Genomic DNA, 14,857 nt, shown 5'->3' on the forward strand with positions numbered 1-14,857 from the left:
CTTGCAGGCGTATAACCAAAGATATCAGCCAACTGCTGTCTAGTGGCCTGTTTTGCCAGGTAAGCCTTCACGACGATAGTACGAATATTTTCAGGAGCGAACTTCATAGAACAAGTTTAGATTTTTTGTGTGAAAAATTAAAGTTAAAATGCTCTAGTGGCCGCAGCTTGCGCAATTGCCGCCCGAACAACCGGCGCAGCCGCCGCCAGAGCTCCCGGAAGGAGCGTCGTCGCCGCCTCCGTGACGGCCCGCGCAACGGGAGCAGCAAGACATCAGCTTATGCGTCTCGCGGGAACCGCAATGCGGGCAAATGGGCGCGTCCTCGCCAAATACCAGTTCTTCAAATTCGCGGTGGCATTTTTCGCAACTGTATTCATAGATGGGCATGATCAATCCTCATGTTCGCTTTCAGACGACAAATACGGCGTGAGCGCCGTGACGTTTTCAAAAAGATAATAATCCGTGAGCCGGCAGAAAAGATGCCCGGCGGCAATATGCACCTCCTGAACGAGCGGCGTGAGGTCGCTCGGCACGTCCAGCAGAATCCGGCAAAACGAAGCCATCTGGCCCCCACCCCGGCCGCTGAAGCCCAGGGTGAACAAACCGGCCTGCGCGGCGGTTTGCAGGGCCGCCAGCACATTGGGGCTGTTGCCTGAAGTGGAAATGCCCACCAGAACATCGCCCGGACGCCCCAGGGCTTCCACCTGCCGGGAGAAAACCTGGCTGAAATCAGAATCGTTGCCGATGGCGGTCAGGGCAGAGCAGTCCGTACTCAAAGCCACTGCAGGCAGCGCAGGGCGATCCATGAGAAAACGGTTGACAAACTCCGCGGCCAGATGCTGGGCGTCGGCAGCGCTGCCGCCGTTGCCGCACAGCAGGATCTTGCCCCCGCGCGCCAGACAGACCGCGGCCTGCAAGGCAGCGTCGCGCAATTTCCAGGCCTGGGCGCGAAAAAATTCCTCCCGCAGCAGCGCGCCGTCATGGGCATGTTGGGCGATGATCTCCAGGGCATTGTCTTTCATGCGAATTTTTCCGTAGGGCCATACATGGGCGCGTTGTAAATTCCCATTCTTATGCCAAAGAGGCCCGGTTGACAAGCAGGCCGCAACCGCAGCCAGGGCGCTGCGCTTTGCGAGCGGCCTGCGCCGAGCTTGCGGTAGGAGCTTTGATAACGTAGATTACAGCGCTATGCAAAAATCTGTCTGTCGGCATGTGCTTCTGGTCAGCAAGGCCCGCCACGAGCGCGCCTCGCGCCTGGCCTCGGAAATACTGGCCTGGCTGCGCGGGCAAGGGCATTCGGCGTCTGTGATTGATGCGGGCCGCGATGATCCGGCGTATGCCGCTCCCGACCTCTCCCTGGTGGTCGTGCTCGGCGGCGACGGCACCATGCTCGGCGTGGCCCGGCGGCTTGTGGGGCGCAATATTCCCCTGCTGGGCATCAATTTCGGCAGGGTGGGCTTTCTTACCGACGCGCAGCCCGAACACTGGCGGGAAAAGCTGGCAACCTGCCTTGACGGCGGCATGCCGGTGCGCGCATGCCTTGCCTTGCGCTGGTCGCTCGCCCGCGCCGGCAAAACGCTGGTCCGGGGCACTGCCGTCAATGACGTGGTGCTCAGCCGCGGTTCGCTCTCCCGGCTTGTCTGCATGGATATTTCCGTGGACGGCCGGCACATGGGCGCGTTGCGCAGCGACGGGGTGATTCTTTCCACCCCTGTGGGCAGTTCCGGGTACAGCGTTTCGGCAGGCGGCCCTTTGCTGTATCCTGCCCTTGAGGTTCTTGCGTTTACGCCTGTCTGTCCGTTTTTGAACACCATTTCTCCCATGGTCTTTCCCGGTGTTTCCCGCTTTCGTCTGGAGATTCTGCAAGGTTCCACGGAATGTTTCATGACCGTGGACGGGCAGGAAGGCCAGCTTCTGGAAATAGGCGATTATGTCGAAGTGACGGGCCTGCCCGGGGCCGTGCATTTTCTTGGCGACGAGCCGTCTTTTTTTGAGCGGCTGCGCTCGCGCGGTTTTGTCCTGCCGAACGCCTCAGGGGCCGGGAATACGGAGAAGGCATGACAACAAGCCCGGAACCGAGCAGTGTGCGGGATATCCGTCTGGGCCGGAATGTCTATTTTGACGCCTGGCTGTACAGCATGCTCATGGACAACAATCTGGCCTACCAGATGAATCCCGACATTATCGCCAGTCCCGAACAATTGGCGTTCATGGTCCATCTGGCTGAGCATCAGGTTTATCTGCCCTGTTCGGACGCCACATTTGCCATGTTGCGCGCTCGCGACATGCCCAGGGCCCTTCAGGAGCAATACAACCGGGCCTGGCGGATCATCGTGCGCCTGATCCGTTCCCTTGAGCCGGATCGCGCGGAGCGGACGCGGATTCTGCATTTTTGCCGCTACCGTTTCTCGCAGTACATCGGTTGGCATACGCTTATTCCTTCCCGCCTGGTCAAAAGAATGACCAGTCTGGTGCTGGCCCAGAGCCATGCGCCTGACGATCCCTGGCGCGAGCATCGCCGCGCCTCGAATCTTCGGCAGGAGCGCATGCTGGAACTGCCGGAGATCAAGGCAAATCTGGCGGCAATGCCGCGGCATGGACTGCCTGCCCACATGGGGCAGGCCCGTCTGCTTCTTGATACTCTGGAGGTCAGCCGCCTGTTGTGCCTTTCCTGCATGGCCAAGGAATGGCAGAAAGCCCTGCCCACGCGCAGAGGCATTCGCCGGGCCATGCTGCGCGCCGAGAAAACAGCCGCGCCCCTGCGTGAATACTTTGCGCACAGCGCCGGGCGGGCAGGCACAGTGCTTTTTCTGTGCGACGCCGACGGCGGCACGGTTTTTGACCTGGCCTTGCTGCACTGCCTGCTGCGCATGGGCCACAGGGTTATCTGCGCGGTCAAGAACGGCTTTTATTTTTTCGCGCCCACCATTGACGATATGGAGACGGACCCGGTTCTCATGCGCCTGCTGCGCGGCGGCATTGTGCTGCGCGAGGCCAGGTTGGGCAAAAACGAGCTGCTGCGACATCTGCGCGAGCACCGTCTGGTGATCATTGACGACGGCACCCGTGAACGGCTGAATCTCTACCGGGTCTCCGTGACCTTCTCCAGAGCCTGGAAAGAGGCTGACGTCATTTTGTGCAAAGGCTGGCGCACGGCCGACATTCTGCTTGGCGCCAGCCAGGAATTTACCCGCGACATTGTCTGCTACTGGCAGGAAGGGGCAGACTTTCATATTCAGTTGCGCAGACATGCCGCCGGGGCCCGCAAGTTCAGCGAAAGCGACATTGCCGCGCAAGCGGGCGCGCTCATCAATCGCATGCGCGAGGCCCATGCCGCAGGGCGCTCGGTCATGTTTTACAGTTGCATCATCGGCAGCATTCCCGGAGAAACCGGCACCGCCGTCTGTTTGGCGCGGACCTTTGTGGACAATTTGCGAAAAAAAATGGATAATATTCTGATTATCAACCCGGCCGAGCATTTTGTGGAGGGCATGGATGGCGACGATCTCATGTTCATGTGGGAGCGCGTGCAACGCAGCGGGCTGATCGATATCTGGCGTTTTCAGACTGTGGAAGATATTGAGGAAAGCTTCGCCCTGCTGGGGCGCAAGGTGCCGCCGCCCTGGTCCGGCAAGGACGCCACATATTCCACCGGCTGCACCAAGGAAATGCGCATCGCCCTGGATATGCAGGGCAAGAACCGCGAAATGCAGATTATCGGCCCGGAGCCGCGCCTTTTTTTCCGCCGCGGCGAGTACGGGGTAGGCAAGTATTTTGACGCCAGCATCAGTCGCAGGACCGGGCGCTGACGGCAACAACTCAGGGGCCTGCGGGTTCCGCCCACAGAGGGAGTGCTTTGAATTATGGCCGCGTATGAAGCCGTCATCGGCCTGGAAGTGCATGTGCAACTGGCCACGGCCTCCAAACTTTTCTGTTCGTGCTCCGCCACCTTCGGCCAGGCGCCCAATACGAATGTCTGCGAAGTCTGCGCGGGCATGCCCGGAGCTTTGCCCCAGCCCAACCGGCAGGCAGTGCATTACGCGGCCCTGGTGGGCCTGGCCGTCAACTGCGCCATAAACCGCCGCTCCGTTTTTGCCCGCAAAAATTATTTTTACCCGGATCTCCCGGCAGGTTACCAGATTTCGCAATTCGACCTGCCCCTCTGCGAGCACGGCTACCTGGATATAGAGACTGACGGCAAGAGCAAGCGCGTGGGCATTACCCGCATCCATATGGAAAACGACGCGGGGAAAAACATTCATGCCCAGGGTGAAAACGCCAGCTATGTGGATCTGAACCGCGCCGGCACCCCGCTGGTGGAAATCGTCTCCGAGCCGGACATGCGTTCCGCGGCCGAGGCCGTGGCCTATCTCAAGACGCTGTACGGCATAGTGACCTATCTGGGCGTGTGCGACGGCAATATGGAGGAGGGCAGCTTCCGTTGCGACGCCAACGTCTCCCTGCGTCCGGCGGGCTCGGCTGCTCTGGGCACGCGTACCGAGCTCAAGAACCTCAATTCCTTCCGCAACGTGCAGCGGGCCATTGAGTATGAAATCGGCCGCCAGCAGGACGTGCTGGACGATGGGGAGAACGTCGTCCAGGAAACGCGGCTCTATGATGCGGTAAAAAATATCACGGCTTCCATGCGCAGCAAGGAAGAGGCCCATGATTACAGGTACTTCCCGGATCCGGATCTCCTGCCGGTGGAAATCGGCGTTGAAGAGCTGGAACGCTGGCGGGCCGAGCTGCCTGAGTTGCCGCGGGAGCGCGTGCGGCGTTTTGTGCGCATGACCGCTTTGCCGGAGCCCGAAGCTGAGGTGTTGGTGCAAAGCCGGGCTTTGGCCGACTTTTTTGAGGCTGCCGCGCAACAGGCCGATGCCCGCAAGGTGGCCAATATGATGCTCGGCCCCCTGCTGCGGGAGTGCAACGCCCGCAATGCAAGCCTTGCCGAGTGCGCGCACTGGCCCATGCAACCCGCGGCCCTGGCGGAACTGGTGCGCATTGTGGATCAGGGCCTGATCAGCGCCAAGATCGCCAATGATATTTTCGGCGAGCTCTTTGAGAGCGGAGCCATGCCCGAAGCCTATGTGCGGGAAAAGGGCCTGGCGCAGATTTCCGATTCCTCGGCTCTGGAAGCGGCCGTGGACGCGGTTATTGCCGACAATCCCGCTGAAGTGGCGGCGTATAAGGGCGGCAAGACCAAGCTGATCAGCTTTTTTGTGGGCCAGATTATGCGCGCGACCAGGGGCAAGGCCAATCCGGCCCTGGTCAACGAGCTTCTGAAGAAAAAATTGCAGTAATACTGCCCTGCTGTCCCGGCTGCCTCTTTTCCTCATCGGGCACTCCAAGGCATAAAAAAACCGGCTTGCGCCGGTTTTTTTTCGTTCTCTGCAAGGCCCGGATCAGGCCTTTTTCAGCTTTTCTATGAGATCGATCAGATCGTGCGAGCGCCCGCGCAGAGCTTCCAGACCGTGGGCCGCCGTGCGCATGGCCTGTGAGGTGGCGGATGTGATGTCGTTGACCTCGCTGAGGGATCTGGTTATTTGCTCGCTGGCTGCGGACTGCTCCTCGCCTGCCGCGGCAATGGCGCGCACCTCGTCGGCCGTATGCTCCACCATCTGCAGGATCTCGGCAAGCGATGCGCCGGACTTGTTGGAGAGTTCCGTTGTCTGAGCGATATGGCGCACGGCCAGTTCCACCTGTTGCGCGCTCTGCTCCGCGCTCTTCTGAATGGCATTGACGGCCGCGCCCACTTCTGTGGTCGAAGTCATGGTTTTTTCCGCCAGTTTGCGCACTTCATCCGCAACCACCGCAAAGCCGCGGCCCGCGTCGCCGGCCCGGGCCGCCTCAATGGCGGCATTGAGCGCCAGCAGATTGGTCTGATCCGCAATATCGGAAATGACGCCCATAATCTGGGTGATGGCACGGGCATGCTCATCCAGCCTGGCCATATCGTCCTTAAGCGCAAGGGACTGGCGCTGCACCTCCTGAATGCCTGCCACGGACTCGCTGACAATGGCAGCGCCGTCCGTGGCCTTTTGTCGGGCGGCAGTGGACACGTCCGACGCCAGTTCCGCGTTTTTAGCCACTTCCAGCACGGTGGAATTCATTTCTTCCATGGCCGTGGCCGTTTCGGCCAGCCTGGACGCGGCATTGTGCAAAGCCCCGTCGGACTGCTCCACCTGCGCGGCAATATCATTGATGGCCGCATTCAGCTTGTTCACCACATCTTCAATCTGCGCGGCGGCGCCGGTCATGCCATCGCGTTTGGCCTGTTCTGCCTGCTGCCGGGCATGCTGGGCCTCTTCCATGGCCGTGGCGGCCTCAGCGGCTTTTTTATTGGCTTCTTCAGTCTTATCGGCAGCTTCCAGCATCAATTGTTCCTGCTTCTGTACCATGTCGCGCAGGGCTTGCGCCAGTTCGCCCATATCGTCGCGGCTGTGAACGTCAAGCGCGGCGTCCTTTTTGCCTCCCGCCACGTCCAGCACATAGCGGGTGATTTTCCGCACGGGCGCGCTGACCCTCAGGCCGATCACCACGGAAATGAGCAATTGCACGGCCAGCAATGCCCCTGCCACCCACATGGCCGTGAGAATTGCCTCCTTTTCAAGCTGCATGAGCGTGTTCAACGGCATGCCCACGAACCACATGCCCGCATTGCTGCCGTCAGCGGCCTTTACCGGCCAGTATGCGGATTTGTATTCAACGCCGAGAATATTGTTTTGCGCAAAACCCGATTCGCCGCGCCCAAGAACGGCCTCCACAATCTCCGGGGACTGCAGTCTGGTGCCCACCACCCGCTTGCCATCCTTCTCGATGGTGGTCATGGCCCGTGTGTCGCCCTTGAAAATGGTCACATGCATGCCGCTCAGCTTTTTGAGCCAGTCCAGATAGGGGGGCGCCACCAGAGAAGTGCCGATGGACAATGTGCCCACCAGTTTGCCTTCGTAGACGACAGGCTGGCTGGCGCGAAGGGTGAACGGCACCACTGTCCCGGCCACCACGGCCACCGCAGGCGTGCCTTGCAGGGCCTTGACCACTGTTTCCTGATTGAGGACGCTGTCCTGCCATTTTTTGGAATGCCCCCGGCCCACGACAATGCCTTTCGCGTCCGTGACGGTCATGAAGTCCGAGCCGCTCTCTTTCATGGCTTTGGCCGCCAGCGACATGATTTGCTCATGATCCCGGGCGATCATGGCCTGGGCCAGATCCTCATTTTGCGCCAGGAGCGTGGCGGATTGCGCAAAACGCTGCGCCGTAATTTCATTGGCCATTTGTATGACATTCTGCATGCGGCGGATGTTGCCGTCCAGCTCTTCTTCTATGGGTTCCTTCATGAAATGAATGGTGGCAAAAAGCACCACGGCGCAGCAGGTGATCAGCGCCCCGAAAAGGGAGCCGACATATTTATGGGTCAGGGTCAAGCGCATCGCTTCCTCCACGGCTAGAAAATCCCAAAGTGCAAAAACTGCTTTTCTATCGTCCTTGAAGCCTGTTGCCGGCCCAGGTGCGCGCCGCAGTCCTGGAGCATTTTGCTAATGAAATCAGCTAAACGCTCTGGCAGAGCGAAACCATACAAGCCGTGAAGGCGCAGGCAAAACTTACTTGCGCCGTTGCGCGCCGAAGCGAGCGTTTCAAAAGCAATATGCTCTAAAATGCCGCAAAGGCTGCAGAAGAAAGAATCGACCTCCAGAAGCAAAGGTTTAGAGCAATTTCACTTTGAAATTGCTCTGGCGGCCGCAGGAGCGGACGCCCGCGCCGAATGAGCGTCCAGGCACGCACGCATATTTGCCGCAGCGCCTGGCATACCTGACGGTTGTCTGCATATATACTGGCATGTCTGAAGAAAATAAAGACGCAAATCGTGGCAGCGCGGCGTCCACTGTTTCTCTTGACGTGAGGGGGGGAAGGACTGCCGCCGGGCTGCCGGGGCGCGCTCAGTTCAGTTTGTGCCGCACCTGGCGGCACAGGCCCATCAGCGCGTCGTACTCGTGACGTCTGAGCCCGGCGCGATTGAACAGGCGTCGCCAGGGCAACATAAAGTAGTCGGGATTGTCGCCATGCAGATAATCCAGGCTGAGCAGCATGCTCTTGAGCGCGGCCATGAGCCGTTCCTGCTCGTCGGCAGTGACGGCGCGGCCGCCCGCGGTTTCGGCCTTTTTCGCGCCGGGCGGCGCGCGGAAAGCGCGCACGGCATTGGCGCACTCATAGAGCATGAGCAGCACGGCCTGGGCCAGGTTAAGGGAACTGGCCGCCGCATCCGTGGGAATGGTCACCAGCCGTTGGCAATGGATGATTTCCTCATTATTCAGCCCCCGATCTTCCGGGCCGAACACGAGCGAGACGCGTTCGCCGCGGGACAGGGCCGCGGCCGCCTCCCGCGCCGCCTGAGCCGGCGCGAGCAAAGCCTGCCGCCAACCGCCGGTACGGGCGGTAGTGCCCAGCACCAGAGTGCTGGAAGCCACGGCTTCAGCCAGCGTGGAGCTGAGCTGCACACTGTCCAAAAGGTCTTGCCCTTTGGGAGTGGCCAAAGGAGCGGCTTTTTCCCGATCCCAGCGTTCCGGATCCACCAGGCGGATGCAAGGGCAGCCCATATTGGCGCAGGCGCGCGCGGCCATGCCGATATTTTCGGGAAAGCGGGTCTTGACCAGCACGATTTCCACGCCCTCAAGCAACATGGCAGCCTCAGCACAGGCCCTGGAGCAGCAGGAGGACCACCTGGGCCGGAGCGTCAGGCGTTTCAGCCGGCAGAGGCGCAAGCGCGGGAGGCTGCGGCCAGATCCTCCGGGCAGTGAGCGCAATCATGACGCCGCCCACGCCGATTTTGCAGACAGTGCCCAGAAAACGCCCCACCATGGCGCCGAAAGCAGCGTCCAGGGCTTCCTTGAGCGGCCGGTTGTTGATCGTCTCCATGATGAAACAGCCGATCCACGCGCCGGCCAAAGCGCCGATCAGCGCGCCCAGGCCAAAAAAGAGCGGCGCCAGCAGGATGGCTCCGGCAATGGCTCCCAGCATGCCCGCCCAGGTGCCGGACGAGCTGGAGCCGTAGCGTCGGGCCTTGAGAACCTGCAGGCCCAGCTCAAGGCCCTCGCCGAGCAGCGCCAGTGCCGCCATCATGACCCAGAACCAGGTATCCAGCGCCGCAGCGTCGGGATGAACCAGCTTCCAGAGCGCCACTAGCCCCAGCAGCAGCCAGTTGGCAGGCAGCCCGAAAATATTCAGCAACAGGACAAAGGCAAGCAGCGTGATAAACGCGCCCGCCAGCGCATAGCTCAGAGAAAAAGGCAGAAATTCCATGCTCGCCCCTGCGAGTTGTGTTTTATTTTTTCGCCCTCTCGTCCCGCACGCGCACGGCCTTGCCCTCGGAGCAGGGCAGGCTGTTGCTTTCCACCAGCTCGACCCTGGGCGTCACCAGAATCTCATCGCGCAGGCGCTGGGCAATGGCTTTTTGCAGATTCTGGAGGATGCGCATGTCTTCCACAAAATATTCATCGCGGATTTCCACCTGCACGCGCAGCACATCTCCGATGCCGTCGTTCTCCAGCAGGATCAGGTAATTTTGCCCCACTTCGGGAAAAGCCATGATTACCTGCTCAATCTGCATGGGATACACATTGACGCCCTTGATGATAAACATGTCGTCCGCCCGGCCGAGGATGCGATCCATGCGCCGGTGCACGCGGCCGCAGGCGCAGTCGCCCGGCAAAAAGCGGGTCAGATCCCGCGTGCGGTACCGCAAAACAGGCATGCCCTGACGGCAGAGGCTGGTCATGACCAGTTCGCCCACCTGACCGTCGGGCACGGGCTCGCCGCTTTCCGGATCCACGATTTCCGGGATATACGCATCTTCCCAGATATGCAGGCCGTTTTGCTCCAGGCATTCAAAGCCCACGCCAGGGCCGTTCATTTCCGACAAGCCATAGGAATTATAGGCCTTCATGGCAAAGAGATCTTCAATGCGCCTGCGGAATTCCTCGGTATAGGGCTCGGCCCCCACCAGGGCGATGCGCAGGGGGAAGTCGCGCGGATCCTCGCCCATGCTGCGCAAATGCTCGCCCAGAATCAGGGCGTAGGAGGGCAGAATATGGGCCACGGTGGTATGAAAATCCCTGGCCAGCTTGATCTGGCGGCGCGAATTGCCCGGCCCGGCCGGAATGGTCATGCAGCCCAGGCGTTCCGCGCCAAAATGAATGCCGAGACCGCCCGTGAATAATCCGTAGCCCGACATGTTCTGAAACACGTCGTCACGCCGCACGCCCACCATATACATGCAGCGGGCCATCAGATCGGCCCAGCTGTTGATGTCGTTCTGCGTATGGCAGATGGCCACGGGCGAACCCGTGGTGCCGCTGGAACAATGCATGCGCACTATTTCGGACTGCGGCACGCACAACAGGCCCGTGGGATACTGCGAACGCAAATCGTTCTTGGTGGTAAAGGGAATACGCCGCAAATCATCCAGACTGCGGACGGAATCAGGCCCGATGCCCGCATCGTCCAGGCGCTCGCGGTAAAAGGAACATTTGCGCGCCTGGGCCAGCGTGGACTTGAGACGCGTCAACTGGGTTTCCGCGATACGTTCGCGATCCCATAATTCCGCTGCGTCAAAGACTTCCATTCCCTTCTCCTCGGTTATGGCGCCGCATGGGGCCCCGCCGGACATGCCCGGCCAAAAGCCCATTGCGCAAAAGGTATTTCCCGCTTCGGCAAAGCGGCTCCTGCCGCTTGCGGCGCATGCTTTTTCCGCCTCAGTGCGGGCGTGCGCCGTCATCAAGGGACGGGCCTGCCGGGTGGGCATGCGCCCAGCCCCAGAGCAGGCCGAAACAGCCCGCCAGCATCATGTCGCCGTGCGGAGCCAGAAACCGGCCCTCGCCTTGCAGCAGGGCACGGCGCGGCCCCAGAATATAGGTGGGCGCATAGCCGGCGGCCTCTTCGCAATACGGCCCGAAAGCCGTGCCGTGGCCGCCGCTGGCCTGCACCTCTTCCGAAGGAAGCCAGCTCAACCGGAACTGTTTCAGATCCTCCAGCAAATGAGCGCGATCGCGCATGCCCGTATGATGCTCGTACATGCCGCGCACCTTGCCCCGGTAGACCAGAGCCGCCACCGTATGACTGTTGCCCGCGTTGATGATGGTGATGCCCTCCCGGAAGCTGCGATCCAGCACCTCAGGCTCGCAGAGCGCGCCCAGCAGGGCGCAGGTTCCGGTATCGGCCACCGGGCCGCCTGTTTTTTCATGCAGCGCCACTAAACGGGTCAACGCAGGAGCAGGCGCGTCATAAATCCAGGCGGAGGGATCAGAGGAGGCGGCCAGAAGATCGCGCCAGGCCTGCATACGCCCCTGGCGATTGCCCTGTGGGTGGAAGCCGTGATCCTGCGCCGCGGCCAGCACCAGATGCGGTTGCGGCAAACCGGAAAGACGCAGCAGCGCGGCCCAGAATTCAGGCGCATAGTCAGCCAGAGAAACAGGCACGCAGTTTTCCGGACAAAGGGAACGAATTTCCAGGCCCATGCCGCGCACGACATCCCGATTGTCATGGATGGCGCGCGCTGCCTCCGCCGTGCAGGCCGCCGGAAGACCCTCTGCCACATGCTCCTTGAGAGCCTGACTGAAGCCGCCGCCCATATTGCCGCCGTGCAGCCAGACCCCGCGGCGCAGCAGGGTCAGCTCACGGATGCGCCGGGCTGTCAGACGCGCGGGCGAAGGCAGGACGAAGCGAGGCCAGTTTTCATATTCAAGTCCGGGCCTGGCCAGGAGCGCATCCTGCGTGCCGCTGCCGATATCCAGACAGAGCACGGGCCCCACCGTCTGCAAAAAATGTTGTACCGCGCTGTCCATGAATCCATGCCCTCACTGCGCTTTGATGTACCCGCAAGAGGGCATGAGCGCAAGCCTCCGGACCTGAAACGCAAAAAAACGCTTGCCAAGGCAAACGGCTTGGTATAGATGAAAACACCACGCCGAGGTGGTGGAACTGGTAGACACGCTATCTTGAGGGGGTAGTGGCAATTGCTGTGCGGGTTCGAGTCCCGCCCTCGGCACCAACAGAAAGTCCAAAATAGTCCATAGAAGGCCGAAATCACTAAGAAAAACGTGGTTTCGGCCTTCTCTTTTTGTCCAGTAAAAACCAAGTACCCACGTGGACACCCACAAAAATCGTTGGTAGATTCGCAGGTACCAATACCACAACGCCATTTCGGCACGGCGAAATACCAGCACGCTACAAATCTTCTTTGAATTCAAATGGATGGAGGTAGATTTTTCCGGTTTTCGCCGCACAGTTTTGGACTGTTTTGGAGGATACCAACATGAAACTTTCCGATGCCGCTGTGCGGAACGCCAGGGCCAGCGGCAAGGTGCAAAAACTTTCTGACGGCGGCGGCCTGTACCTGCATGTGACGGCAACCGGCAGCAAATTGTGGCGGCTTGCGTACCGCTTTGAGGGCAAGCAGAAACTGTTGAGCTTTGGCGCGTATCCGGCCGTTTCCCTGAAAGACGCCCGTCACCGGCGTGATGACGCCAAGGAAATGCTTGCCAAGGGGATTGATCCCGGCGAGGAGAAAAAGCAGGCCAGGGAAGCCAAGCTCGCCCAGGAACGGGAGGAGCGGGACACCTTCGAGTTTGTGGCGCGGGAATGGTTCGCCAGGTACGCGCCGACGCTCTCCGAAAAGCACGCCCAAAAATTGCGCCGTTATCTGGAAAACACGATTTTCCCGGTCATTGGCGGAAAGCCCGTCACCCGGCTTGAGCCTGCCGACTTTTTGCAGATCGTTCAGCCCTCGGAGCGTCTCGGCCATCATGAAACAGCTCACAAGCTCATGCGCCTGTGCGGACAGGTGACGCGCTATGCCCGCATCACCGGCCGCGTCAAATATGATGTGGCCGCGGGATTGACCGAAGCTTTAACGCCGGTGCAGACAACGCATTTCGCCGCCGTCACTCTGCCGGACGACATTGGCCAGCTTTTGCGGGATATTGATGCCTATGTCGGCTATACTTCCGTTGTCTATTGCCTGAAAATCCTGCCCTACGTTTTTACTCGCCCTTCGGAATTACGACTGGCGCACTGGAGCGAGTTTGACTGCAAAAACGCCATCTGGATCATTCCCGCGTCGCGCATGAAGATGCGGCGCGAGCATGTGGTGCCGTTGTCAAAACAGGTGCTGGCCTTGCTGAAAGAACTTCACACCTATACAGGCAGCGGTGAACTGCTGTTCCCCAGCGCCCGCGCGCTCACCACTCCCATCAGCGATGCCGCTCCCCTGGCCGCTCTGCGGCGCATGGGCTACGGCAAGGAAACCATGACTCTGCACGGCTTCCGGGCAATGGCCAGCACACGCCTCAATGAACTTGGCTTCCGGGCGGATGTGATTGAAGCGCAGCTTGCCCACAAGGAGCCGGATACAGTACGGCTGGCCTACAATCGTGCGGAATACATGGAAGAACGTCGGCAGCTTATGCAGAAATGGGCCACATATCTCGACAAGTTGCGCTCCACCCAACGATAAGCAGGGAGACAACCATGACCGATACCATTCAGTCTCTGAAAGCGTCCCAACCCCCAGAACAGAATACCTTCGTCACTATCGGCAAAATCCCTGAAGACGAGCAAATCACCGTCGCGGATACCGGCTGGGGCGAGGAAACCAAAGAACGTATGCGGCAGGCAGGTTATGACGATATGGACATGATCCGGGCATGGTATAGCTGAAAACTATACGAATTTCCCACGCAGGCGGCACGGATATTTGCAGATCGGCATTCTATGCCATGCCTTCACAACATCCGCGCCGCCTGCTCACGGAAAAGGAATACAGCGATCCCAAGTCGTACCGTAACCTGATGAACGCCCTTCTCGAAGAAGCCGACGCCTGCACGATCGTCAAAGCCTGATTTTCAGTTTTTCCCCGCAGTACCGCATTTTCCCGTCTTTTTCCCGCCAAATTCCCTCACGGGAATCTTTTTTCGTGTGCCAGACCAGCCTGAAGACCAACAACCTTCAGGAGGTTTTTTCATGGCTCGACGCAAACCATCATTCCCCGAATTCGGCTTTGTCCGTCTGCCCCAGATTCTGGCCTGCATCCCCATCTGTGAAAGCGCGTGGTGGGAAGGCTGCCGTACCGGCCGCTACCCCAAGCCCGTCAAACTTGGCCCCCGCACCACAGCCTGGCGCGTTGAGGATATCAAAGAACTTATCGAACGCCTGGGCAACGGTGAAGACAATGTCAGGTAGATCATACCTTCCCGCCAATTCCGGAGGCGAGGCATGACCGCTGACATTCTGCACAGCTTTGCCGAGTGTCTGCGCGCGGCGGGACTGGAGGTCGAGACCGTTCTGGCCGACGGCCTCCTGCACCGCTGCGGCACTGCGGGCAAGCCCCAGCGCAGGGACGGCGTGTACAAGGCGTTTCTGGACAATCCGCCCTCCATCTGGTGGAAGAACTGGCGCACCGGAGATGAAGGCACATGGACAGCCCGGCCGGAAAAGGAAAACAGCGTCCAGCGCAAATCGCTACGGACACGCATTGCCGCCGCCAAAGCCGACACGCGGGCCAATCGGGATCGCCGCTGGGAAGACGCCGCAAAATTGGCCGCAAGCATCTGGAATCATGCCAGACCAGCCGACTCCAACCATCCCTACCTGCAACGAAAGGAAGTCCCGGCCATCGGCCTGCGACAGACGGACGACCGGCGGCTGATTGTTCCGATCCTGGATCAATCCGGCCAGATACAGAGCCTGCAATTCATCCTGCCGGAAAAACCGGCAAATGGCCCGGACAAGTTCTTTCTCAAGGGCGGCAAAACGGCTGGCGGCTTTTTCTCCATTCCGACAAGGGATAATGCCCAGGATGGCCCGC

14 protein-coding genes, 1 tRNA gene and 1 pseudogene are annotated in these 14,857 nt (G+C 60.1%); 9 read left to right on the forward strand and 7 right to left on the reverse strand.

What is annotated here, in order from left to right:
• Positions 1-153 precede the first annotated feature (153 nt).
• Both G7Y51_RS11660 and G7Y51_RS11665 read right to left on the reverse strand, forming a co-directional pair.
• Positions 154-387 (reverse strand): zinc ribbon domain-containing protein, encoded by a 234-nt coding sequence (locus G7Y51_RS11660; protein ID WP_165177695.1) that lies wholly within the window; start codon positions 385-387, stop codon positions 154-156.
• A gap of 2 nt (positions 388-389) precedes the next feature.
• Positions 390-1,022: a D-sedoheptulose 7-phosphate isomerase gene (locus G7Y51_RS11665; protein ID WP_165177697.1), complete on the reverse strand. Its 633-nt coding sequence runs from the start codon at positions 1,020-1,022 to the stop codon at positions 390-392.
• A 166-nt stretch (positions 1,023-1,188) separates the two neighbouring features.
• Here G7Y51_RS11665 and G7Y51_RS11670 point away from each other — a divergent pair, with 166 nt between their 5' ends.
• The 3 genes from G7Y51_RS11670 to gatB are packed head-to-tail and all read left to right on the forward strand — an operon-like array spanning position 1,189 to position 5,300.
• Positions 1,189-2,061 carry an NAD(+)/NADH kinase gene (locus tag G7Y51_RS11670; protein ID WP_346773700.1) on the forward strand — a complete coding sequence of 291 codons (873 nt, stop codon included), beginning with the start codon at positions 1,189-1,191 and terminating at the stop codon, positions 2,059-2,061.
• Entirely contained in the window at positions 2,058-3,809 is a 1,752-nt protein-coding gene (locus tag G7Y51_RS11675; RefSeq protein WP_165177699.1) for a protein-glutamate O-methyltransferase family protein, read from the forward strand. The genes G7Y51_RS11670 and G7Y51_RS11675 overlap by 4 nt, the downstream gene beginning before the upstream one ends.
• A gap of 54 nt (positions 3,810-3,863) precedes the next feature.
• Complete coding sequence (gene gatB, locus G7Y51_RS11680; RefSeq protein ID WP_165177701.1) at positions 3,864-5,300, forward strand: Asp-tRNA(Asn)/Glu-tRNA(Gln) amidotransferase subunit GatB; 1,437 nt, start codon at positions 3,864-3,866, stop codon at positions 5,298-5,300.
• Between the two features lie 102 nt (positions 5,301-5,402).
• Here the strand turns inward: gatB and G7Y51_RS11685 are convergent, their stop codons facing one another.
• The 5 genes from G7Y51_RS11685 to G7Y51_RS11710 form a co-directional block, all read right to left on the reverse strand.
• Entirely contained in the window at positions 5,403-7,430 is a 2,028-nt protein-coding gene (locus G7Y51_RS11685) for a methyl-accepting chemotaxis protein (protein ID WP_165177703.1), read from the reverse strand.
• Positions 7,431-7,937: 507 nt separating this feature from the next.
• On the reverse strand, positions 7,938-8,678 hold the full coding sequence (locus G7Y51_RS11695; protein ID WP_165177707.1) for an RNA methyltransferase: 741 nt from the start codon (positions 8,676-8,678) through the stop codon (positions 7,938-7,940).
• 7 nt (positions 8,679-8,685) lie between these two features.
• Positions 8,686-9,297, reverse strand: coding sequence for a DUF456 domain-containing protein (locus G7Y51_RS11700; protein WP_165177709.1), 612 nt, complete (start codon positions 9,295-9,297; stop codon positions 8,686-8,688).
• A gap of 22 nt (positions 9,298-9,319) precedes the next feature.
• Positions 9,320-10,618, reverse strand: a complete 1,299-nt coding sequence (locus G7Y51_RS11705) for a phenylacetate--CoA ligase (RefSeq protein WP_165177711.1) — start codon at positions 10,616-10,618, stop codon at positions 9,320-9,322.
• A gap of 130 nt (positions 10,619-10,748) precedes the next feature.
• Positions 10,749-11,837: a DUF1786 domain-containing protein gene (locus tag G7Y51_RS11710; RefSeq protein WP_165177713.1), complete on the reverse strand. Its 1,089-nt coding sequence runs from the start codon at positions 11,835-11,837 to the stop codon at positions 10,749-10,751.
• Between the two features lie 121 nt (positions 11,838-11,958).
• On the opposite strand from G7Y51_RS11710, the gene G7Y51_RS11715 reads away from it, so the two are divergent.
• From G7Y51_RS11715 to G7Y51_RS11735, 6 genes and pseudogenes are all read left to right on the forward strand, one after another.
• Positions 11,959-12,043, forward strand: a tRNA-Leu gene (locus G7Y51_RS11715).
• 264 nt (positions 12,044-12,307) lie between these two features.
• Positions 12,308-13,507, forward strand: a complete 1,200-nt coding sequence (locus G7Y51_RS11720; protein WP_165177714.1) for an integrase arm-type DNA-binding domain-containing protein — start codon at positions 12,308-12,310, stop codon at positions 13,505-13,507.
• Positions 13,508-13,521: 14 nt separating this feature from the next.
• Positions 13,522-13,710 (forward strand): hypothetical protein, encoded by a 189-nt coding sequence (locus tag G7Y51_RS11725; RefSeq protein ID WP_165177716.1) that lies wholly within the window; start codon positions 13,522-13,524, stop codon positions 13,708-13,710.
• 59 nt (positions 13,711-13,769) lie between these two features.
• Positions 13,770-13,892, forward strand: coding sequence for a hypothetical protein (locus tag G7Y51_RS13915; RefSeq protein ID WP_277424696.1), 123 nt, complete (start codon positions 13,770-13,772; stop codon positions 13,890-13,892).
• Positions 13,893-14,013: 121 nt separating this feature from the next.
• Positions 14,014-14,232 (forward strand): AlpA family phage regulatory protein, encoded by a 219-nt coding sequence (locus tag G7Y51_RS11730; RefSeq protein ID WP_165177718.1) that lies wholly within the window; start codon positions 14,014-14,016, stop codon positions 14,230-14,232.
• Between the two features lie 33 nt (positions 14,233-14,265).
• Positions 14,266-14,857 (forward strand): annotated as a pseudogene (locus G7Y51_RS11735) (hypothetical protein); the annotation flags it as partial.

This window comes from Desulfovibrio sp. ZJ369 (assembly GCF_011039085.1).
Taxonomy (GTDB): Bacteria; Desulfobacterota; Desulfovibrionia; order Desulfovibrionales; family Desulfovibrionaceae; genus Desulfovibrio.